Below are 22437 nucleotides of genomic sequence, written 5' to 3'. Positions count from 1 at the left end.
CCTTAAGCAGTGAAACACACCCGGTGGGTTCAACAGAGTGCAGGCCCAAAGGTCAAGCGGAATCGCCCGTCATTTCGTCACGGATCGCGTGTCTTTGGTGTAAATCAGCGATTATGGACCTGTCTGTCGCCCTATCTTCGGCATTTCGTTGACCTTGTTCTGGTGTGCCGTCATCCAGTCCAGCGTCTTTTCAAAGGGCATCGGCTTGCCGATCCCGAAGCCTTGAACGTGGTCGCACCCGAGTTGCGCCATCAGGGCATGCTCGCCCTGCGTTTCCACGCCTTCGGCAAGGGTCTCGACATTCAGGCGTTCTGCCATGGTCAGAATTGCACTGACCAGCTGTTGTTGGCTGGCGTCGCGATCCGCCTTGGCAACAAAAGAGCGGTCAATCTTGATCCGGGTGACGTCAAAGCGTTTGATCGACGCAATCGAAGCATGGCCGGTGCCGAAATCGTCCAGATCAATGCAGCAGCCCAACTTGGACATGCTGATAACGTTGCGGGTGATCACATCATCAGGGCGGCGCGAGAACACGGTTTCCAGAATCTCGACCGCCAGGCGGTCTGGTGTCAGGTCGTTCTGGTCTAGCTCCCACTTCAGGCGGTCGACCAGGGCCGGGTCCCGCAGTTCCTCGGACGAGAAATTCACGCCGACCCGAGGCACCACGACCCCTGCGCGATCCCAATCGCACATAGCCGCGAAAGCGTGATGGCGAATCGTCTGACCGAGTTTTTCCATCAATTCAGACTGTTCGGCAAAGGGGAGGAATACTTGCGGCCCCATCACGCCTTTCTGCGGATGTTCCCAACGCGCCAATGCCTCAAACCCTGTGACGCGCCCGGTGTCGGTCGAAATCTGAGGTTGAAACCAGGGGCGGATTTCGCCGTTGTCCAACGCAGCTTCGAACTCCTTGCGCAGATTGGCGCGGATGCGCGAGCGGCGACGGGTTTCACTGGAATAGGCGCGGATGGTCGATGGCCCATTGCGTTGGGCTTCGTCCAGCGCTGCAGAGGCGGTGTCAATCCAATCCGGGTATTCTCCGTCTGCCATGCTGGACAGCAAGCTAAAACCGATCGAACAAGATACGTAGACCCCGGCACCGTTCAGCGTGAAAGGGTCTTCTATGATCGCCTGAATACGTCCGGCCATCTGAATGCAGGCCTCCAGATCCAGTTGATGGGATGGATGCAGGCCGATTGCGATCTTGTCTTGGTCCAGCCGAGTTGCAATGTCCTGAGTGCGTATGGCCGAAAGAATGCGGCGGCCGAACTGGTCGGCCAAGTGATTGGCGGCAGCGTTGCCATGTAAATCCAAAATCTCCGAATACTCATCCAATGCGACAAGGATACAGGCCGACTCTGCGCCGCTGGTGGAGGATGAATTGAAGAAGCCTTCCAGTTCAGTGGAAAAGGTGTCGATTGCCATCAAACCGCCGGGCGGGTTGCCCTGCTGTTGTTTTTTGTCAACCCGCGCGTCTAATGCGGCAACACCCAAGAAAGCCAACGGCAGGCTTAGAGCAACAATTACTAGCGCCCGTTCGCCTCCCATCCAGAAGGCTGCAAGACTGATGGCCGGAATAAAGGCCAGCGCGGCAGGACCGCTCAGAACAGATGCAAGAGCGTCGAGAAGGCGTTCGACTGAGAAATGTTTCCACATCGGTTTTCTGGGCCTCTACAATGGGCATAGCACGATTTGTGCAACCGTAGAAAACCAATCTGAGTCAGACGTTAACGCAGCTGTGGAATTTCGTCAGAATTTTCGTCTTTTTTGCCGGGGTTTAGACCCAAGTTCGCGAAATCGAAAAGCTTCGGGTCCAGCAGATGTGAGGGCCGGGCATTGGTCAGCGCCCGGAACATCACCTGACGCCGACCGGGGCTGTTCTTTTCCCACTGGTCCAGGATCTGCTTCACCTGCTGGCGTTGCAGCCCGTCCTGACTGCCGCACAGGTCGCAGGGGATTATGGGATATTTCATTGAGTTGGCGAATTTCTCGCAATCGGCCTCGGCCACATGTGCCAGCGGGCGAAAGACGAACAGGTCGCCTTCTTCGTTCACCAGTTTCGGCGGCATCGTGGCCAGTCGCCCGCCGTGGAAGAGGTTCATGAAGAACGTCTCGAGGATATCGTCCCGGTGATGGCCCAGCACGACGGCGGAACAGCCCTCTTCTCGGGCGATGCGGTACAGGTTGCCGCGGCGCAGGCGCGAACACAGGGCGCAATAGGTGCGGCCCTGCGGGACCTTGTCCATCACGACCGAGTACGTGTCCTGATATTCGATGCGGTGGGGCACACCCATCCGTTCCAGAAACTCGGGCAGGACGGTGGCCGGGAAACCGGGCTGGCCCTGATCCAGATTGCAGGCCAGCAGATCGACCGGCAGCAACCCACGCCATTTCAGTTCATACAGAACGGCCAGCAGAGTATAGCTGTCCTTGCCGCCCGACAGACAGACCAGCCAGCGTGGCGGTTTGCCGTCCTTGTCATAGGCGGTCGGATCCACCATTCCGTACTGCTCAATGGCTTCGCGGGTCTGGCGCACGATGCGTTTGCGCAGCTTCTTGAACTCGGTGGTCGAGGGCGCGCCGGCAAAGAGCGGATGGATATCGTCAGCTTCGTCAAACATGCGCAGCCCCTACAATAGTTGATGCAACCGGGCAAGATATTGAGCGGGGGCAGGGTCTAATCCTTTTCGGCCCGATCAGTTGGATCGGGCACCGGATCGTACCCATCACCGCCCCAGGGATGACATCGGCCAATCCGCCGGGCGGCCAACCATGCCCCCTTTATAGCTCCGTGCTTTTCCAATGCCTCAAGCGCGTAGGCCGAGCATGTGGGCTGATAGCGGCAATTGAACCCGACCCAAGGACTGAATATCAGGCGATAGGCTCGAACAGGCAGGGCGAAGATATGCGACAGCAGGGTCATTTGCGTGCGCTGTGAATCTTGCGCAGGGCATAGCGCAGATCGCCCAGCAGGGATTCAAACGGGCGTGCGGCAGTGACCTCGGCACGGCCAATCAGCACGTAGTCCCAGCCTTCCTGTCCTTGCGTGGGCAGCACCGCACGAGCGGCTTCACGCAACCGCCGTTTGGCGCGGTTGCGGGCCACAGCGTTACCAACCTTTTTCGAACAGGTGAAGCCGACACGAATGCCGGGCGCTTCGTCAGGCGCGCGCTTGCGGGCCTGCACCATCATCGAGGATGTGCCTTGCCTGCGCGCACGCGCAGCTTTAAGGAAATCGGACCGTTTTTTGAGGATCGTTAAAGTTTCAGGCGCGCAAACGGACGCCGCCGGGGGCGTATCCCCGGGGTGGTTTTTACCATCCACAGGGGCCTCCGGCGGCGTCATGTTCAAAACCTGATCGGTGAGCGGTTTACGCGCTCAGCGACTTGCGGCCACGAGCGCGGCGCGCGTTCAGGATCTTGCGGCCAGCCTTGGTGGCCATGCGTGCGCGGAAACCGTGGCGGCGTTTGCGAACCAGGTTCGAAGGCTGATAGGTGCGTTTCATCGCTCCGTCTCCAATCTATAGCGGTCGGGTGCGGCGCGGATTCGCCTGCCCGTGGTGTTCGAAGCCCGTCCTCTACTGGGTAGCGGTGGGTAAGTCAAACCCCTAGGTGGGTGTTTTGACGCCTTTTGCAACAATTCTGTAACCACGTCACGCAAAAGGTTTCAAAAAGCCGGGTTTAAGGCCCCAAACCCTCACATTCCCTGCCAAAAACATCAACGCAGCGTGAGGCCCCTGTTGCGCGGGCCTGTCACGGCGCATGTTGGGGGCAGAATGAAACGTACGAAACCGGACAGCGTCATGAGCGATACAACTCAGGCCCCGCGCAATAGGCTTGCGCGACATATACCATTGCTGGTGATTCTCGTTGTTGCCGCGGTAGGTTTTTTTACGCTGGGCGAGTACCTGACATTCGAGACTCTGCGCGATAATCGCGAGGCGCTACTGATGTGGCGCGACTCCCACTACTGGGCGATGGCTGCTGTGTTCATCGCGGCCTATATCGTGATCGTCGCCTTTTCTCTGCCGGGCGCAGCCGTGGCCTCGATGACCGGAGGGTTCCTGTTTGGCCTGTTCGCGGGTACTGCATTTAACGTCTTCGCGGCAACCATTGGAGCGTCAGCCATCTTTCTGGCGGCACGCTGGGGGTTGGGCGAGTCTCTGACCGCGCGGCTGGAATCCTCGGAAGGGACGATCAAGAAACTCAAAGACGGGCTGCGCGAGAATGAGATTTCGGTGCTGTTCCTGCTGCGCCTTGTGCCGGTTGTGCCGTTCTTTGTGGCCAATCTGGTACCTGCGCTGGTGGGCGTGAAATTCCGCAACTTCCTGATCACTACGGCGCTGGGCATCATACCGGGCGGCATCGTCTATACTTGGATCGGCGTCGGTTTGGGCGGCGTGTTCGACCGGGGCGAGACACCGGATGTCTCGTTGTTATGGGAACCTTTCGTCATCGGTCCGATCCTGAGCTTGTGCGCGCTGGCGGCATTGCCAATAGTCATCAAAGCCTTGCGCGCCAAAAAGGACGCCTGATCCCATGCAAGAACTGAAGACTGATATCCTGGTAATCGGGGCCGGGTCGGGCGGCTTGTCCGTTGCAGCAGGCGCCAGCCAGATGGGCGCTGATGTGATCCTGTTGGAAGGTCACAAGATGGGCGGTGATTGCCTCAACTTTGGCTGCATCCCTTCCAAGGCGCTGATCGCCAGCGGTAAAGCAGCCTATGGGCAGGCACATGCCGCGGAACTGGGCGTGGCCGATGTGGTGCCCAAGGTAGACTATGCCGCCGCCAAGGATCATGTGCATGACGTGATTTCGCGGATCGAGCCGATGGACAGTCAGGAACGGTTCGAGGGGTTTGGCGTCAAAGTCATCCGCGAATATGGCAGCTTTGTCTCTCCGACGCAGGTGCAGGCCGGAGATCACTTGATTACCGCGCGACGAATTGTGATTGCGACGGGTTCGTCGCCTTTGGTGCCGCCGATCCCTGGGTTGGATCAGGTGCCATATTTCACCAACGAGACGATCTTCGACCTGCGCGACAAGCCCGAACACTTGCTGATCATTGGTGGCGGTCCCATTGGAATGGAGATGGCGCAGGCCCATATCCGACTGGGGTGCGAGGTAACGGTAATCGAAGGCATGCAGGCGCTGGGCAAGGACGATCCCGAGGCGGCAGAGATCGTGCTGGACACCCTGCGCGCCGAAGGCGTTGCGATCCACGAACAGGCGATGGTTGCCCAGATTCGCAACAACAAGGGCCTGGTTGAGGTCGTGACCGAGAATGGTGACATCTATACCGGCTCGCACCTGTTGTTGGCAGCGGGACGCAAGACCAATACTGATCGCCTGAACCTTGAAGCCGCCGGGATCGAGCCCACCCGCATCGGGATCAAGGTGGACGAGTCGCTGCGCACCACCAACCGCAAGGTCTATGCCATTGGCGATGTCGCAGGTGGGATGCAATTCACTCATGTTGCCGGGTATCACGCCGGGATAATCATCCGCTCGGCCTTGTTTGGTCTGCCGTCCAAGGCAAAAACCGCGCATATCCCCTGGGCCACCTATACAGACCCCGAATTGGCGCAGATCGGCCAGACCGAGGCGCAGGCGCGCGACCAATATGGCAACAAGGTTGAGATCGCGCGTTTTGACTACAACCACAACGACCGCGCGATATCCGAGCGCAAGACGAAAGGCTTCATTAAGGTCATGGTCGTAAAAGGCCGTCCGGTGGGGGCCACAATCGTGGGTCATCAGGCGGGTGAACTGATCAACTTGTGGTCGCTGGCGCTGGCCAATAACCTGAAGATGGGGCAGATTGCTGCGATGGTTTCGCCCTATCCGACGATTGGAGAGCTTAACAAACGGGTGGCTGGTGCCTATTTCACGCCAAGGCTTTTTGAGAATCAAATGGTTAAACGAGTGGTCGGGTTTGTCCAACGCTGGATACCCTGACCGGGAAGGGAGAACAGAGTGAACTCGCTGTCGGGCCGATTTCTGATCCTGACGACGGTCTTCGTGATGTTGGCCGAGGTTCTGATCTTTGTTCCCTCGATTGCGCGCTTTCGTGAAGATTTCCTGCTGAACCGGCTTGAGCGCGCGCAGATTGCCTCACTGGCGTTGTTGGCCGATGACATGCTGGCCGAAGACCTTGAGGCCGAGTTGCTGGCCAATGCGGGCGTTTATAACGTTGTGCTGCGGCGGGATGAGGTGCGTCAGTTGATGCTGTCCTCTCCCATTCCGGAAGCGATCACCAATACGTATGACCTGCGCGATGCCGGGCCGTGGATTCTGATCCGGGATGCGTTGGCTCGTCTGTTCACCCCGGACAACGAGGTCATCCGCGTCATCGGCGAACCGGTCAAAGGCGCGGGGCTGCTGATTGAGGTCACCATAGATAGCATGCCGTTGCGAATGGCGATGACCGATTATGGGTTGCGGATTCTGGGTCTGTCTTTTGTCATCTCGATCATCACCGCGTTTTTCCTGTTCCTCGCCGTGCGAGTTGTCCTGGTGAAACCGATCAAAAGCGTCGTGGGCTATATGCAGCGCTATGCAGGCGCGCCCGAGGACGCGCGTGGGATCATCTCCCCCAGTTCCAAAGTAACCGAGCTGCGCGAGGCGGAAGAGGCCTTGCAACAGCTGCAGACTGAACTCACCCAAGCCCTGAAACAGCGCGAACGCTTGGCACAGCTTGGCGGCGCCGTGGCCAAGGTGAGCCACGATCTCCGCAACATCCTGACCTCAGCGCAACTATTCACCGACCGGATCGAGGCCAGTGATGACCCGCTGGTGCGGCGCATGGCACCGAAGCTGGTCAATTCGATTACGCGCGCGGTGTCTCTGTGCGAAAGTACACTGGCCTTTGGCCGCGCCGAGGAACCGGCGCCGACCCTGACCATGGTTCCGCTGCGCGACGTTGCCGAGGATGTGGTGGCCAGCGAGAAACTGGCCGTAGCCGATTCTAGCGTCGAGATCGTGAACGACGTACCCAAAGACCTCGTGGCCCGGGCGGACCCGGAACAGATTTTCCGGGTCATGATGAATCTGGTGCGCAACGCGCGCCAGGCCCTTGTGGCGTCCGGGAAGCCGGGCAAGATCACGATCGCTGGCTGTGTTCACGATAATGATTGGTGTGTCGAGATAAGGGACAACGGCCCGGGTCTGCCGCCCAAAGCGCGCGAGAACCTTTTCACACCGTTTCAGGGCGGGGTGCGCAAAGGGGGCTCAGGTCTTGGACTGGCCATTTCGCAAGAGTTGGTGCGCGGACATGGCGGGGATCTGGTTCTGAAAGAGACAGGACCGGAGGGAACCACCTTTGAAATTCGGTTACCACGGGGTGGCGTGACTTTTTAAATTTTTTTTGAAGAATCGTCTTGCACGTCCCCTGAGGTGGGTCTACATAGCGCCTCACCAACGCGGACCGATAGCTCAGCTGGATAGAGTACTTGACTACGAATCAAGGGGTCGGGGGTTCGAATCCTCCTCGGTCCGCCATTGGTATCCTGTGTTGAACGTCACACAAACCTGACCCAACCGTCATAGTGCGACCAGGATAGGGTGAACGCTCAACATCAGATGGCGCACCTGGCCGGATAGTACCATTGCAATGAAATTGGCTTTGAGCTGCAGATCCGTCTACCGTCTACCGTCTACCGTCTACCGTCTACCGTCTACCGTCTACCGTCTACCGGCTACCGAAGTTCAGACAACCACCCGGCTCTTGATATTTGACCACTAAGGTTCCATATGAGAGTCGAGGCGCGAGCTTGTATTGCCCTCTTTCCGAGGCCCACGCGTAAGCGTGGGTTTTCGTGTTTTTGGAGATTGGCCTGGACCAACATTGCGCGGAGTGCATTCCTCGTTAGATTATTATTCTGACATTTGACGAACTTGTTGAACGTCACACGTGCCTGGCCCAACCTTCATAGTTGGACCAGAGAACCGGTGGACGCTCGACATAAGATAGCACCCCAAGTCAATTTTTCATTTATCAACGGGTGAGATCCAGGACCGCAGATCAGTCGCTGTAACTCGCAACTGTTCGATCTTTTGTGTGGTCTGCCATCTGCCAATTGCGGCCCAAAGCTGCTCTTGCCAAAACCTTATGAATGCTGCGATGCAGTCCGCATTGCTGCCGTTCGCACCATGCTTGAGATTGTGGTCTCGTGGAGCTCAGGCCACCAAGCTGACATTCGCTGCCGTTGCGGCATCGAGCACCACAGATGGCAGCAATGCGCAGCACTCAGCCTTTACAATCTTGATACAGATGGCTTGAGTCCAGAATGCAGGCAAGCCACATTTGAGTGTTTTTGAGATGTCAAAGAAACAAATTTCGCAAGGCGGCGTCACCGCTACCGAAGAGCTACTGTATTCTTTGTGCCAAGCCACTTTCCTACGCCTTTGGAGTTACGCGAATCCCTTCAAAGATGATGGAAAAGAGTTTTGCGATCTAATTGCCGTATTTGAGAACCATGTTTTTATCTTCTTTGACCGAGAAAGCAGACGGTTTGACGGTGCGTCGAAAAACGTTCTGGTAACTTGGCAGCGTTGGAAAAAAGAAGCCGTTGACAAGCAAATAAAAACGGCAAACGGCGCAGAAAGATACCTGCGGTCTGGTAGGGCTATTTTTCTAGATCAACGAGGGGAGAAACCACTTCCCATCCCAATCCCTGAGAACCCTACTATCCACAAAGTTGTAGTCGCCCATGGTGCGAAAGAGGCATGTGAAGCGTTCTCGGACGACAATGTGTATGGTAGTTTGGGAATATCATATGGATCGGGCGATGAAGGCAGTTCGTTTCCGTTTTTGGTTTCCTTGAAATCTTCCGAGAAGATCCACCTGCTAGATGCGCACAACCTAGAAATCATACTTGGCGAGTTGGATACATTTTTTGACTTATCTCGATTTTTTGCAGAAAAGGAGCGTGCGATTGATCAGTATCAATCTCTGACCTACTGCGGCGAGGAAGACCTACTTGCTCACTATTTGCTAAACTACAGAGAAGCCGACAGAAGCTATCGAATTGGCACTACAGATAAAACCGTCCACGGGCTGCATATTGGAGAGGGAGAATGGTTCGATTTCAGCAATAGCGAAGCCTACAAGCGGAGAGCGGAGGCAAATAAAACCTCCTACCTTTGGGACGACTTAATTCAGAGAACCTGCGACAACTTCCTAGCAGGAATTTCTGGAGGAAACTCCGACATATTTGCGGGAAAAAGTGCCATCAAGGAGATGGCGCGTGAGCCGCGTTTTTCCCGTCGCGCGCTCTGTGAGAATATATTCGAACGAATTGAGCAGTTTCCATCCCAACTGAAAGAGGGCTCGGTTGCACGTCATATGAGCGTGATGCCTTCGTTTTACCCGGATACAAAGTACATTTTCCTTCAACTGCAACCAGACTACTCCATCGACTACGAAACGGAGTATCGCGAAGCGCGGCGACATATGCTGACTGTCGCTTGTGGCGCAGCAAAGAATAAATTCCCACATCTAAAAAAGGTGATAGGCATTGCTATCGACGCGCCAAAACATGCGAGGTCCAACTCAGAAGATTTCATTTTGCTGGAATGCGAAACGTGGTCTGATGAAGAACGGGTATTCTATGAAGAAGAAAACGAGCTTCTGGGCTTCTTTGAGAGCCCAAATCTCCAACATCAAGTTCGACAGACACTAGATTTCCCATTGGCAGAAAGCCAGAAGAAGAGGATCAAAATCGGACGCAACGATCCATGTCCTTGCGGCTCAGGGAAAAAATTCAAAAAATGCTGTCTTCGCTATCAGGGACCCAACTAACCTGTCGATGCAATGTCCGCTTTGGGCAATAAAGCAGTCCAGTGCAATTGCAGAATCCCACCTGTGCGGCAATGATCGCTCAGGGCTCAATTGGCTATCCGAAGTCACCGCAAAAGATGACTGCACTGAGTCCATAAACATGATGCTGCAGGCGTAACAAATATCTGCTACCGAATCTTTCAGGGGCAGCGGAAGTTTCGCTTCCGGTGAAGTTTGGGAGCCTAACGCATGAGATTAAAATTCAGACGATTTCTTGCCAAATTGTTGGGTCGCCTTCAAGAGCCGCGAACACCGCTCGGATTCAAAAACGATTTCCGTCGAACAGAGTTATCTCTCGAAATTGCCGACCCTGACCACTTCCCGTTTGGTAGTCAAACTAGATTCTACGATGCTCCTATAAAGATAAATCAAAATGTATGTCGTCTACGCCACGGCCTCGGAAGGATTGAGGACGCTATTTCCTACCTTGAAATGGCCCTAGAGATCGGACCCGACAGCGTTGCTGGAAAAGCCCTCATTGAGGCGTCGTACATCAAATACGCATCTTGCTTCACCGATGGTAAGACATCGCCCAACTTCAACCAAAAACACGTATTCTCAGACAAAGAGGACTTAGATGCGCACGACAGAGTCATCTATTTGCGAGACAAGTTTTTGGTTCACTCTTCTGAGTTGGCGGTTGAATGGCAGACTATGATCGCCGTCGATTCCGACGGCAATATTTTTGACACCCCAACAATGCTTGTCAAAAGGAACGAGCCTTACAAGAAGTGCGAGGTCATGTCGCTACACCTCTTGATGGTAAAAGCGCGGGAAAGACTTATGGAAAACGTTTCTGTTAAAATGGAATGGGCACTGACCCAAGCCCAAAAAGATGGTGTAGAAGACCTACCGGGCCCTTTCACAGAAAAGCAACTATTTGAGCGGTTAAAAGATAAGATCTAGTATGCCCGCGAATGCAGCCCTAGCGCCACGGCATCGAAAGCCATCATCGTCCGCTCACATGCCATCCGGCCACTGATTTTGAACGTCCGGAATGCGCGGATCGCGACGTGCCGCACCTGCAAAAGGCCGGAATGTGATTGACGGCAGCTCAGGGCTCGAAGCCGACTTGCGGCGGCGTAGAGATGCTCCCCGTTCCGGGCCCATATGACTGTTAGCTTCCTATGTTGAAATGTGATCGGCTCGCATCTGCAGAGAAGGTCCGGAATCCGCCCCCTCGGTGAGCAACTGATTCTACTTCTATGATGGCAAAACCGCCTACAGCCTGCTCCGCCGATAAGACCCAATGTTGATTCCAGTCTGCAATCTCACTGAGAAGGCAGGTGATAAAGAGAAGACGCAAATTATTGCTATGCGCTTCGTCGCTCAAAAAATACGAGTTCTCTAGTCTTATCTTTGTTTTTGGAAGATTGCGCCTCTTGATCGGCTTAAAATTCGGTCGCGATACAAGCGACTTATAAAACGCTTCTAAAGCGGATTTTCTTTGGCAATTGATTGGATGGTTTGGCGATCAATTACTTAGATCTCTTTGTTTTCAAAAAGAAAAATGACGATCTTGAGTTTTTGATGTTGATTCAAAGGTCTTGCCGCGCCTAACGTTGCGGAGACTCAACGAACAGTGATCGGCATGTATTCCAGTGAACAAAAGAGACGCTTCCACGAGACCCGAAAATTCAGGATTCGACTAGCTGGGTCATCTTTTGCCGACATAGCAAGAAGGCTCAAGTTAAGCCCTGCTACGGTTCAAGCAGTATCGCAAGGGCGCGGCCGTTCAGCACGAGTTGAAGCCGAAATTTGTAAAGTAATTGGCTGTTCCGACGCATCAGAGGTCTGGCCGGAATACTATGCGGACTAACGTGAGGAAAAATAGATGTAGAGCTGCACAGTTATTAATTGGCGAAGTGAAATGAAAGAGGCCCTAAGGGTGTGCATACCCTGAAGGCCTCTGAAAATCGAAGTCTAGTACGATTTCTTCCCTTTTTCATCCCACCTTGCCCAATGGAAATCAAGTGAAAACACACCTGTCGCGTCAGGTGTGATCAATACCGTTGTTTTTGCTGCAGACATCAAATGGAACCAACAGTGAAGTTTATTCAAACCGTCATCGCGGCGAAACTAACTAAACCGCTTTCCAGCAATCAAGCGTCTGAAGTGTACGAGGCTGGTGCCCACCGTTCGCCAAGCCGGTGTCTCTCCAACAACGACGGCACTCGTTGGTTCGCAAAACCCGAAAATCGACAGATCAATTTGGCTCTGGCGGATGCCATGGGCACACATATTTCAGAGCTTTTCGAGCCACTCTAAAGCGAGGAGGAAAAAATGAGCCCCTAAATCAAGAGACCTTAAAAATTTAAGAGCCCCTCAAGAGCAGGGCTCCCGAAAGGCTCGTGCAAAAGTTTAGCAGCTCTTTGCACACCCTTCATGAACGAAGTTTGGCGATCCGTCAACCGCGCTGATCATTTCAGCGGGCGGGTCACCTTTTGTCTCAATCAATGAAGAGGAGCCGAATGGCGCGGGCGAGGCCCGCAGCCACGGCTAGAGATATGTCTAAAGATGATGACGACGATTTCTATCGTCCCCCCGCACCCACAACAGCTGGGCTAATGTTTCCCGCGCGCTCAAAATTCACCGTGCGCGGGTTTACCCTGGCTATGACACCTGCCGAAAGGTACTGGCGGCAGATCATTTCGGCCAGTCAGCATGAGCGGGCAACCTGCCTCCTTGCTCTCGCAGATCCCAATCTTTGGAACCTGCATGATCAGCCGCGCCCCGTCAGCTACATTGATGCCTCTGGGCGTCAGCGCACGCACCGCTTTGATTACCTGGCAGAGTACCGGGATGGGTCGCGCGTGGCGATGGCGGTTAAACCTGCCGAACGGGTCGAGCGGCTGAACTTCCGGAGCACACTCGCGGCAATTCGACGTGATCTGCCCAAAGGATTCGCCGACAAAGTCTGCCTCATCACTGAGCGCAGTCGTCATCCGAAGAAAGTCCAAAACGCGGAGCTTTTGAACTTCTTTCGACGCTGCCCGGACGAAGAGGCTGATTTTCTCGTTGCCGAGCTTGTTGCGGGCCTTACCGACGAGCTTTCCATCAGTGATCTCATCAAGCCTCTGGATCTCGGTGCGCGCGGGTTTCGCGCCATCTTGAGAGCGATCTACGCGGAGCTGCTGCAAGCCAACACGCGTGAACTCATTTCCATCAACACAATCGTCGCCCCAGGAAAGGACAGGCCATGAAAGATATCCCGTTTCAGATGAACATCAGTTTTGTAGATGCGGTGTTGGGGATGGGGAATCTCCACATTGTCCAAGAGTGTACTGCCAACACAGTTACGTTGCTTGCGAAACAAGCGGGCGCTGTACCTCTGACGTTCACCCACGAGGAACTCGCCAGACTGCTCGAAGACGGGCATTTTTCGATCGAGTATGGTTACTTCTCCGATCGGCAGGCCGCGCGTCGTGCGCGGGCTGGCCGGGCTCTGCTCTCGCGCTTGTCCTTGAGCACACAGGTCAATGCCTTTGTTGGCGAAGCCTGGTGTGAGGCGATGAGTGAAGGTGAAGACGAAGAGTGGTTCAATAGATCATCGGAACGTTGGGTCGAGTTTCTGCCGAAGCTCAAGGAGCGTGTGCAGCAGAAACTCCGGGATGGGTTGCTCAAAGCCTTGAATGGAGAAGAGATTGACCCGGGGCTGCTGTCCTTCGTACCCGGTCGCAGCAGTATCATGAAAAAATACCGCGAGTGGGAAAAGACCAAAGATCCGATGATCTTTGTCAAGAAATCGATCTTTAACGGTAAGAACGGTAAGCGTGTCCACCCCCAGGTTGAAGCGATCATTCAGATCGAACTCGCGAACTATCTTCATCCCAACGAGATCTACCCCTCACAGGTATTGGATGCCGTAAATGGGGAAGTACGACGAAGCAACGTCGCCCGTGGCATCGCCGGCGAGGATCTTCTTACAGAAGCCTCGCTAAGCACGATCGAACGCCGCATCAATGAACTGGATCAGTTTGAGGTGCTGGCTGCGCGTAAGGGCGTTGCCTATGCCAAGAACAAGCTGGGTGCCCACGTTGGGGGCATCAAGCTTCAAGCCCCATTGCACCGCGTCGAAATGGATGAGTGGGAAATCGACCTCATGTCGATCCTGAAGAGCGCAGGGATCGACATCACGCATACTAGCCTGCGTGATCTTGAACTCGGTCGATATTGGGTGTGCGTCGCCATGGACACGGCGAGCCGCTCGATCCTGGGTCTCAAGCTGTCGACCAAGCCAAGTGCAGAAGATGCAAAAGCCGTCATTTGGATGGCATTGCGCAACAAGACGACGCTTGCGTCTGGCCTAGGATGTGAAACGGCCTGGGCACAGCATGGTCACATCTATCATGTCGCGGTCGACAACGGCCCGGCTTTTGTGAACGTCGAGTTCAAGGCTGCACTCTCCGATCTGGCAATTGATTACTCAGTTTTGCCCGCCGGAGTTCCCAGGTTGAGAGGGACGATTGAGCGCGTGTTTCGCAGCCTTGCAACCATGTTGATGCCCTATCTGACCGGGCGTACCTTTTCCAATCCACGAGAACGAGGGGACTACCCGTCAGAGAAATACGCAGTGCATACCGCGGAAAGCATCTTGGAGTTGCTGGTGCGGTTCACGGTCGATGTCTACCACAATCGCAAGCATCGCGGCCTGGAGTACGCCACGCCCAACAATATGTGGGACAAGCTGATCGCTGAGTTCGGCTGGTCCCCGCCAATGAGCGTGCACAAAATCCGACATATCCTAGGGTTAAAATTCAAGCGCAAAACCGGCCCCCACGGCGTTGTGATGAACGGTGTGAACTACCACTCTGAGCGCCTCGCAAAACACTTTCAAAAATATGGCCCTCAATTGGTCGAGGTCAGTATCGATTCCGAAGATATGGGGCACATCTCCGTGTGGCTTGAGCGTGGAGAAGACAGCGGTTGGTCAACGTTGCGAGCGACGATCGATGGGTTTGACGGGATATCATTCGTGTCGTGGGAGCGCACGATCTTTGAACTGCGCCAAAACAATCGCGCAGCCGCCAGGCTTACGCAGGGTGTGGTGGACCGTGCTATTCGGCGGATCAAGGAGATCGACGCTGAGCAGCGGGCGATGCGGCAGCTTGGCCCGATCAATCTTACAAGTGATCGGATCAAACGTGCGCAACGCGAAACGTTCTGGGGTTTGTCCCTAGGGACCGACCCAGACATTGCCACCGACGACTACGCGGCGATCCCGGAGCAGGACTTTGACCTCCTGTCCGATGAAATCCCTTACCAGCCAAGCCCGCTTCCGGAGGAAGAACCACTACTGCCCCAGAAGAACGAGAAGGAATGGCTCTTCAGCGATGAGCTGGAGGAAGACAATGATGACCGAGACGGATCGGACGAGAGCGACAAAAGTGGATTCGATGACTCCGACGAAACCGAGGAGAAGGGCGATGAATAAGCACAGCAAGAAGTTTCAGTTTGACAGAGTCATTCGCAAAATAGTGCAAGGCCTGAGGCAGCTCTACATCCCGCTGTCAGAATACGACACGCTTGATGCGCGTTTTGGCAGCATTCTTGAACAGCGACGTGCTGACGAGGCTGACGGTGTCGCATTCAAAGCTCGAAGCATCATGCTGGTGGGGCCATCCGGGAGCGGAAAAACCACGGCAGTGCGGCATCTCAAGCATAATTACAGGCACGCAATGGCGACGGACCCGGAAAAGGAAATCTGCGAGTTTATTGACCTTCAGGTGCCCAGCCCGGCCACGATGAAGTTTGTTGGTGCGGCCACGCTGCGGGCGCTTGGCTACCCGTATTCTGGCAATAAACAGGGCCCGGCAATCTGGGATCAGGTCAAAGAGCAACTCAAACTGCGTCGGACGCTCTTTCTTGGCTTCGACGAGGCGCAGGATTTGGCTCGTTACCAAACCGAAAAAGAACGACAGTCAGTGGTCAACACCCTGAAGTCCCTGATGGAAAACTCAGTCTGGCCGGTAGGGCTGCTGCTGTCCGGGATGCCGGACCTCAAGAAAATCGTAAATCAGGACGCACAGCTGGCACGTCGAGTTGATCCGATTGAATTCGGACGGCTGCATTCCTTGCGTGACGTCGAGCGCGTCCTCAAGGTCGTTCAAAGATATGCCGATCGGGCGCAAATTGATGTTGCAGCCTCTGTAAAAAACGAAGCTTTTGCCATGAGGCTGATGCATGCGGCAGACTATCAGTTTGGACTGATGGCCGAGATCGTGGTTTTGACGGTGTCGCATGCATTGTTCACCCAGGGGCTCGAAGCCAAGCTGAGTATTCGGCATTTTGCGGAGGTCTATGGCGAGCGTAACGGAGCTGAGGCGTGGATGAACGTCTTCATTGCAGACGACTATGGGCGCCTCGACCCTCGAATACTCTTGGACGATGGGGAAGACTCTGACGACGGAGAAGATGCATGAGATCTTCGTTGACCCCTATTCTCCCCCTCATCGAGGGGGAGACCCCTTCCGGTTATGTCGCCCGAATGGCCCGCCTATATCGAACCACACCTCGCGATTTAAGCTCTGATCTTGGAATGCGATGGCCATTTCTCTGCTCAGGACATGAGGGTCAGTTGGAACGCCTCGCGTGGCTGACGGGGCATGATTTCTCAACCCTGAAACTATGGTCGGCGACAAAGCTCTCTGTGGGCCGATATCGCGTGGGACAGACACATTCATCCACTGGCGTGTTTCGTAGAACGGCCCTCCGGTTTTGCCCTCAATGTGTATTGGAGGCACGGGAGCGGTCGGGGGATCACGGGATTTATGAGCTGCTCGAGTGGAAGGTGCTCAGCCTGCATCGCTGCGAAAGACACGGAACGATGCTGCGAACACTTCCGCCGGCAGGTCACTCCCACGAAGCCTACGATTTCGCGAGCCAGGCGCTCAGGCATTGGTCGTTCATCGAGGCGACTGCTTCCGAAGGTACGGTTCTGCCACCGACGCGCTACGAGAGCTATGTGCGTGACCGCATCCGCAAGGGTGAACAAGATGACTGGCTCCGTGACCTTGGTTTAACCGCACTGAATGGAGCCTGTTTGTCGCTTGGAGCGGCCATTGATGGGTGCCGCGGAAAAATCGCGAACAGCCTTGTGGAACCAGAGGCACATCAGTTGGCTGAGCTTGGGTTCTCCTACCTAGCGGGCGGGCCAGATAGGTTGTCACGTGCACTCCACCTGCTTCACGAAGAGAGCAAGAGCGACCGCCCGTATTTCAGCACTGATCTGGGGCCATTTTATGATTGGCTGCATGAGGTGCAGGACGATCCAACTCTGCGTGACATACTAACCAAAACACGTGACCACATCTTTGAGACGTACCCAGTTCCCTTGGATAAAGACGTCCTTGGGCAAACGCCGCCGCGTGAAATCTGGCTCACCATCGAGGAAGCCCGCAAGCGCTCGGGTTTTGGCGCTGTCTTCTTGAAGAAGTTGTTAGGGCATCTCGAAGGGATCAGTCCCGACGAAGCCATGAAACGCACGGATATTCGAGTGTCCGAGCTTTCGCGGGTTCTTTCGTTCTGGTCGGGTCTCATGAACTTGTCACAAGCGGCAAACGAGTTGTCTATTCGGCCTGAACAGGTCAAAGCGCTCATGCGTTTGGGGGTTCTGGCCCAGGTTCAGCTAACGTCTGCGTTGCGCTACGCGCGCCGCGAGGAAGTCCACACTCTGCTGCAACGCATTGAAAGCCTGCCGGATGCACCCGATGAAGATGGGTTCATGCCGCTCCGTGCGTTCTGTCGTTCAAAAGGCACTCCATTGGTTCAAGTTGTTGCAGACCTGATGTCCGGCGCGTTGGATGGTCAGTTGCGCCGCGGCAAAGGCACTGGAGTGCACGCAATTGAGGTTTGCGATCAGGCGCTCGCAGTAAGAGATGAACTCCACCTGGATCGTGATCTGACGCTTGCAGAGGCGGCGAAGTTCCTCAGGATCAGCATTATCTCAATCCGCAAGCTACGTGATGCAGGCTACCTGGTCGCGATAAATAAACTCAACCCAGATACCAACCACATCAAAACCTTTGTCACGCGTGAGAGCATTGCTGCGTTCCAGGCGCACTACGCCACTCTGGGTCAGGTCGCTTCTCACCGAAAGGTCGCGCCGATCCATCTGGCCCGGCAACTTGACCGCGCAGAGGTTGAGCCCGTTTCGTGCAACGGCGATCTCGTGCGTGTCTATGAAAAACAAGCTGTCATGGGTGCCGGAAAACCCCCGGCAGACCTCATCATTGAACGATTTGAAAACGGAGATGGCCAATGAGCAGGCTCGTCCTTACTTTGCAGCCAGCGGAGCTGGAAATCCCCACGTCCTTTCTGTCGCGATTGGCTGCCCGCAATGGCTGCGCAGATATTTCTGACCTTTGCGCCGATCTTGGGTTGGATCTGGGCGCAATATCAAACGGTGATAAGCGCGCCATAGAAGATCTCTGTCGTCTCGCGGATCTCCCGCAGGATGCTTTCGCAAAAACTGCCGTGCTCAAAAAGGCCAAATTCGAGTATCGCATTGGTCGAGAGCCTTTCGATCGCCAGACCCTTGACCGACAAGAAATTCGGGTTTGCCCGAAATGCCTGCTGGAACAACATGAGCTTTCGTCAGACCTTTGGACAAAGGTGCATCAGCTGCCCTGGCAGGTCCCTCAAATCCAAAGCTGTTATCTCCACAACGAACGTTTGCTGGTGATTGCAGACCAATCCACGGTTGCCCAACGTTTTGATAGCAGTCTGGCGATCAAAAATGCCTGGGATGACATCCGGCATGCTGGTCACCCCATGATCGCTGACAGCTTTGATCAGTATCTGTCCAAGCGGCTACGCAAAAAACGGCGGCGTTCCTTATGTGATCGGATGACCATTCATGCCCTTTGGAGGGTGTCCGAAGCACTCGGTATTGCCCTGACCCATGGAAAATCACAACGTCGGTCCGATTTGGATGATCATGCAAAACGGGAGGCTCTTCTGGCTGGGTTTGGGCTCTTGAATGCCGGGGAAGAGGTGCTGTTCGAAGCCTTGACCTATTTCTCGCAGAGAACGTTGAAAGCAGCCCACTTCCAACTCTTGCCACACTACGGTGAACTCCAAAGGCTCTTGCTCAAAAAACCCAATGGCCATGACGACCTGAAGCTGTTTCGAAACCTCATGCGTGGCTATCTATTGGATACATATCCGTATGCCCCTGGCGCGGTGGTTTTGGGGCATGAAGTTGAACAACGCCGCATTCACAGCGTCAGTTCCGCCACTCAGCACTTGAAAGTGCGCCGTGATGTCTTTGAGGCAATCCTGGTTGAAAATGGCATCGCTGAGCGCAACGGTGACGGTGAAGTTGAGCTCAACAGACCGCTGACCCTTCCGCTGGTCGAGCGCTTGGGATCTCAAAAATCGAGATATTTGTCCAAGAAAGAGGCCGCGAAGTTTCTTGGCGTTTCCGATGGCGTACTGAAAGAGCTTCAGGAATGTCGAATTCTGCAGCCAACTACAGGGTGGGGGCATAAGGAACGTGGCGGATACGACAGCGTTCATCTGCGGCAGCTGATCCGCGACCTTTTTGGTGGTACGCGCGCTTTCCAAGCTGTTCCTGATGGCTATCAAACGTTGCCAAACTTAGCTCGGCAAAAGCGGCGAAGGGTCTCAGAGTTGGTGCAACTGGTTCTGTCTGGCCGCTTGAGTGCGTCGGGGCGCCTCGGAGGGGAGTTTAAAATCAGCAACCTGCTTGTTTCCAAAATTGAGATGTCTGAAATCTTCTCCGATCGATCTCGAAAAAGAATGGCCAAGAAGCCGCGAAACGAAGTGTGAAAAAAGCATGCCAGCGAGTAGCTGGAACGGCTCAATAGGGAGGTGGAATGCCAATGACTGACAGTCGCAGTGATCTTCTCGAACGTCTCAAGCCTATATGGGAGGCCGTCGACAAGCTGGGGTTGAAGGGCACTGGCTCTGATCTCAAGGCCTTTCTCGACGAAATGTGGGGCGAGGAAAATGAAACAGATGCTATCGTCTCGAAGACCGAAAACAATCCGGATTGGAGGGATGAAGACCTTGCGGAAGATCCTGCACTTCAGTTCCAGATGATTGCGGTCGCTTTTGCCACAGGAAGGGCGGATGAGATCGACCGGGTTATGGACTACATTGCGCTCATCCGCCGTATGAAAAAGCAGGGTCGCTATGATCTGAGAAGATCGTACGAAGATGGTTCGGCGGGGTAATGCGGTCGCCCTATAGCTGTCGGCCGTGAAACACACTAATTTGGATCTGAGTTTCGAAAGGGGCATCTATGCCGAACGTACATCTTACAGAGCCAATGAAGGATTTTGTTCAGAAGCAGATTAGGTCAGGAGCATACGCCAACTTGAGTGAAGTTGTGCGAGCTGGAATTGGGCTTTTGATGGAAAAAGCAGGTGCGCGGCAGTTCTACAACCTGAAAGCCGACCTTGAACGCGCTGTTGTGGAAGCTGAAAGTGGTCAACTCTTAGAATTTGATGCACAAAAATACGAGCCTGATGCATTCAATTCATGAGCCACTTTTTTCTACGCCTACGAAATACACTGGGTGATGTTTGAAAGGGGGATCGGGGTACAACTGTGATGACAAGATCAAATAGTCCTTCGGATGCAGAGCTCTCCGCTATGGTTCGTAAGATTCTGGCCCAATCGATAGAGCAGGCGAAAGTGCCCGCTTGGCGTGCAGCGCTACTGCCAATGTTGCTTGGCTCAGCATTCACATTGGCTGTAATGGCCCTAACCAAGTGGCTCATAGATATCGGCTTGATTTGATGGCTTCGGCTCAACGGGAGACCGCGTCGGATACGGAGTAGTTTTAAGTTTCTGGGCTTACCACTTGGCAATGAGCAAGGATTGTACCTGTCTTTCCGGTTGAGTTGGCCACTCAACCAGAGATCGCTTCACATAACACCCGTTCAGCGATGTTCGTACTTTGTTATGGCGGCGCGGAGCATCCGGTGGTTGCAAAAACCAGCCATTCGAGATCCGGCATGGCGAAGCCTGAGACGCGGACGAAAGCTACAGTTGAGGCTCTCGGATCGAATGGTCGGTGTATGCGCTTTGAAACTGCAGCGACAACGCCTCTGGCGGAATCCGGGCATTCTCCGCCTGTTGCGTTCGATGCCAGTGGATCAGATGTGGATTTCTTAATCAGATACAATAAAGGGCGCGCAAACATTCGCTCGTTTTTTGGACCACTATGCAAGGTACACTTCTGAACCTAACGGGCCGGACCCTGATGCTCTTTCAGCTCATCCGTAAATCTCTGTAAACCAGGAATGTCATTTGATGCAGAGAATGAGATCATTCGGACCGGCCAACTGAGGTTTGAAGTTAAAGGCACGGTGGAGACTTCGTCTACCTGCGATGTGCCCAAAATATCTTTGTCGACGATTGCGCGGCCGGCGCCCTGGGCGACCATGCGCACCAAAGCGGATTGTGTCTGGACTTCGGCTCTGACCTGAAACGAAACCTCGTAGCTGTCGAACATTACCTCCACTGCGCGGCGGAACGGGCTACGAGGCGTGAGCATGATTTGAGGAGCCTCCGCGAGTTCGGCAGCCGAAACTCCGCGCGCCGCGGCCAGGGGATCATCGCGGGGTACAATCGCCACGGGTTGAAGGTCGGCCAACCGGGTGCATGCCAGGTTTGGGTCACCGGGGTCAGAGGATACAATTGCGCAATCCACCCGTCCTTCGCGCAACGCGGCCATCCCGGCCTTCTCGTCCAGGACATCAACATCCACCCTGAGGGCGGATAGTTCCGTCATGAGTTTTCCGGCTGCAACCGCAACGCGGGTATCAGCCACCGCCGGAACCGTCGCCACACGCAAATGTCCTCCGGTACCAGAGGCGATTTGTATCGCGGCCTCCCGGATACGTTCCAAACCCTGATAATGCTTTTGAACCGCCTGTTGCAGACCATGTGCTGCAGAGGTTGGCTCGAACTTACGTCCCGATCGATCAAACAGAGGAACGCCCAATTCTGCCTCAAGTTCAGCGACGACGCGGCTTATAGCGGGCTGAGATATATGCAGGGCATTTGCCGCCTTTCGCGTGGACCGGAGTCGGTAGGCCACCTGGAAAAGCTCAATCTGTCGGGCAGTTATACGCATGTGAATTGATAACACCAGCGTATCAATAAATACAATAAGATGATTTTTCATTAAACCTGTCTCACGTTACCGTTCCGTGCATGAACTGCGAACCAATGGATCGAAACGTGCCCGCTGACCTACTGATCTTGCTGCTTGCCATTGTAACAGGTGCAGCGATTCAGGTTGGAGTCGGGATTGGGTTCAGCATCGTCGCAGCGCCCGTGATGATGGTCTTGCTGGGGACGACCACGGCTGTTCCGGTTTTGCTCATGTTGAACACGCTCGTATCGCTTGTCGCGTCGGACAAGCGGGTGTGGTTGAAGAACAAAGCACTGATCCGGAATGCAGTGATAGGATGCTGTGCTGGCATAGCTCTGGGTCTCTTGATTTACCCGTATCTGTCGGAACGCATGGTGTTGCTCCTGACGGGCGTTCTTTTACTTGTCGGAGTTGCCACTTCGTTGTTGCCGCAGGAAAACAGGGTTGGCCCACGGGGATTTCAAGCA

The 22437-nt window shown here is 54.7% G+C and carries 20 protein-coding genes, 1 tRNA gene and 1 pseudogene; 16 read left to right on the top strand and 6 right to left on the bottom strand.

Annotated features, from left to right (window positions below):
- Positions 1-111 precede the first annotated feature (111 nt).
- From ABLN94_RS19040 to rpmH, 5 genes are all read right to left on the bottom strand, one after another.
- Complete coding sequence (locus tag ABLN94_RS19040; RefSeq protein WP_352995464.1) at positions 112-1656, bottom strand: putative bifunctional diguanylate cyclase/phosphodiesterase; 1545 nt, start codon at positions 1654-1656, stop codon at positions 112-114.
- Between the two features lie 71 nt (positions 1657-1727).
- Positions 1728-2621 (bottom strand): tRNA 2-thiocytidine(32) synthetase TtcA, encoded by an 894-nt coding sequence (ttcA, locus tag ABLN94_RS19035; RefSeq protein ID WP_352995461.1) that lies wholly within the window; start codon positions 2619-2621, stop codon positions 1728-1730.
- A 56-nt stretch (positions 2622-2677) separates the two neighbouring features.
- Positions 2678-2923, bottom strand: coding sequence for a membrane protein insertion efficiency factor YidD (yidD, locus tag ABLN94_RS19030; RefSeq protein WP_352995458.1), 246 nt, complete (start codon positions 2921-2923; stop codon positions 2678-2680).
- Positions 2920-3345: a ribonuclease P protein component gene (gene rnpA / locus ABLN94_RS19025; protein ID WP_352995456.1), complete on the bottom strand. Its 426-nt coding sequence runs from the start codon at positions 3343-3345 to the stop codon at positions 2920-2922. The genes yidD and rnpA overlap by 4 nt, the downstream gene beginning before the upstream one ends.
- 25 nt (positions 3346-3370) lie before the next feature.
- Positions 3371-3505, bottom strand: a complete 135-nt coding sequence (rpmH, locus tag ABLN94_RS19020; RefSeq protein WP_005980833.1) for a 50S ribosomal protein L34 — start codon at positions 3503-3505, stop codon at positions 3371-3373.
- Positions 3506-3802: 297 nt separating this feature from the next.
- On the opposite strand from rpmH, the gene ABLN94_RS19015 reads away from it, so the two are divergent.
- From ABLN94_RS19015 to ABLN94_RS18945, 15 genes and pseudogenes are all read left to right on the top strand, one after another.
- The gene (locus ABLN94_RS19015) at positions 3803-4534 is read left to right on the top strand and encodes a TVP38/TMEM64 family protein (RefSeq protein WP_417750535.1); all 732 of its coding nucleotides are present in this window, start codon (positions 3803-3805) and stop codon (positions 4532-4534) included.
- Between the two features lie 4 nt (positions 4535-4538).
- Positions 4539-5957, top strand: a complete 1419-nt coding sequence (locus tag ABLN94_RS19010; RefSeq protein WP_352995444.1) for a dihydrolipoyl dehydrogenase family protein — start codon at positions 4539-4541, stop codon at positions 5955-5957.
- 18 nt (positions 5958-5975) lie between these two features.
- Positions 5976-7358, top strand: a complete 1383-nt coding sequence (locus tag ABLN94_RS19005; protein ID WP_352995441.1) for a sensor histidine kinase — start codon at positions 5976-5978, stop codon at positions 7356-7358.
- A gap of 64 nt (positions 7359-7422) precedes the next feature.
- Positions 7423-7499, top strand: a tRNA-Arg gene (locus ABLN94_RS19000).
- 820 nt (positions 7500-8319) lie between these two features.
- A complete protein-coding gene (locus ABLN94_RS18995; protein WP_352995438.1) occupies positions 8320-9801 on the top strand; it encodes a YecA family protein in 1482 nt (493 codons plus the stop codon).
- 228 nt (positions 9802-10029) lie between these two features.
- On the top strand, positions 10030-10746 hold the full coding sequence (locus ABLN94_RS18990; protein WP_352995436.1) for a hypothetical protein: 717 nt from the start codon (positions 10030-10032) through the stop codon (positions 10744-10746).
- A 1128-nt stretch (positions 10747-11874) separates the two neighbouring features.
- Complete coding sequence (locus ABLN94_RS18985) at positions 11875-12108, top strand: hypothetical protein (protein WP_352995433.1); 234 nt, start codon at positions 11875-11877, stop codon at positions 12106-12108.
- A gap of 239 nt (positions 12109-12347) precedes the next feature.
- Positions 12348-13043: a hypothetical protein gene (locus ABLN94_RS18980; RefSeq protein ID WP_352995430.1), complete on the top strand. Its 696-nt coding sequence runs from the start codon at positions 12348-12350 to the stop codon at positions 13041-13043.
- Positions 13044-13060: 17 nt separating this feature from the next.
- The gene (locus ABLN94_RS18975) at positions 13061-15274 is read left to right on the top strand and encodes a transposase family protein (RefSeq protein WP_352995427.1); all 2214 of its coding nucleotides are present in this window, start codon (positions 13061-13063) and stop codon (positions 15272-15274) included.
- Complete coding sequence (locus tag ABLN94_RS18970) at positions 15192-16262, top strand: TniB family NTP-binding protein (RefSeq protein WP_352995424.1); 1071 nt, start codon at positions 15192-15194, stop codon at positions 16260-16262. Before ABLN94_RS18975 ends, ABLN94_RS18970 begins: the two co-directional genes overlap by 83 nt.
- Positions 16259-16660: pseudogene (locus tag ABLN94_RS18965) on the top strand (TniQ family protein); the annotation flags it as partial. The gene ABLN94_RS18970 and the pseudogene ABLN94_RS18965, both read left to right, overlap by 4 nt.
- Positions 16661-16666: 6 nt before the next feature.
- Positions 16667-18103 (top strand): hypothetical protein, encoded by a 1437-nt coding sequence (locus ABLN94_RS18960; protein ID WP_352995682.1) that lies wholly within the window; start codon positions 16667-16669, stop codon positions 18101-18103.
- Positions 18100-19632 (top strand): TniQ family protein, encoded by a 1533-nt coding sequence (locus ABLN94_RS18955; RefSeq protein WP_352995421.1) that lies wholly within the window; start codon positions 18100-18102, stop codon positions 19630-19632. The genes ABLN94_RS18960 and ABLN94_RS18955 overlap by 4 nt, the downstream gene beginning before the upstream one ends.
- Before the next feature lie 53 nt (positions 19633-19685).
- The gene (locus ABLN94_RS18950; protein ID WP_352995419.1) at positions 19686-20039 is read left to right on the top strand and encodes a hypothetical protein; all 354 of its coding nucleotides are present in this window, start codon (positions 19686-19688) and stop codon (positions 20037-20039) included.
- Positions 20040-20107: 68 nt separating this feature from the next.
- Positions 20108-20350, top strand: a complete 243-nt coding sequence (locus ABLN94_RS18945; RefSeq protein WP_352995417.1) for a type II toxin-antitoxin system ParD family antitoxin — start codon at positions 20108-20110, stop codon at positions 20348-20350.
- Between the two features lie 705 nt (positions 20351-21055).
- On the opposite strand, the gene ABLN94_RS18940 is transcribed toward ABLN94_RS18945, so the two are convergent.
- Complete coding sequence (locus ABLN94_RS18940) at positions 21056-22000, bottom strand: LysR family transcriptional regulator (protein WP_352995415.1); 945 nt, start codon at positions 21998-22000, stop codon at positions 21056-21058.
- 56 nt (positions 22001-22056) lie between these two features.
- Between ABLN94_RS18940 and ABLN94_RS18935 the strand changes: the two genes are divergently transcribed.
- A partial coding sequence (locus ABLN94_RS18935) for a TSUP family transporter (RefSeq protein ID WP_352995412.1) occupies positions 22057-22437 on the top strand: 381 nt, incomplete at its 3' end.

Source organism: Ruegeria sp. SCP11, from assembly GCF_040329455.1.
Classification (GTDB): Bacteria; Pseudomonadota; Alphaproteobacteria; order Rhodobacterales; family Rhodobacteraceae; genus Ruegeria; species Ruegeria atlantica_E.
The sequence above is the reverse complement of the archived record's forward strand: the minus strand, read 5'-3'. Positions and strand labels throughout refer to the sequence as shown.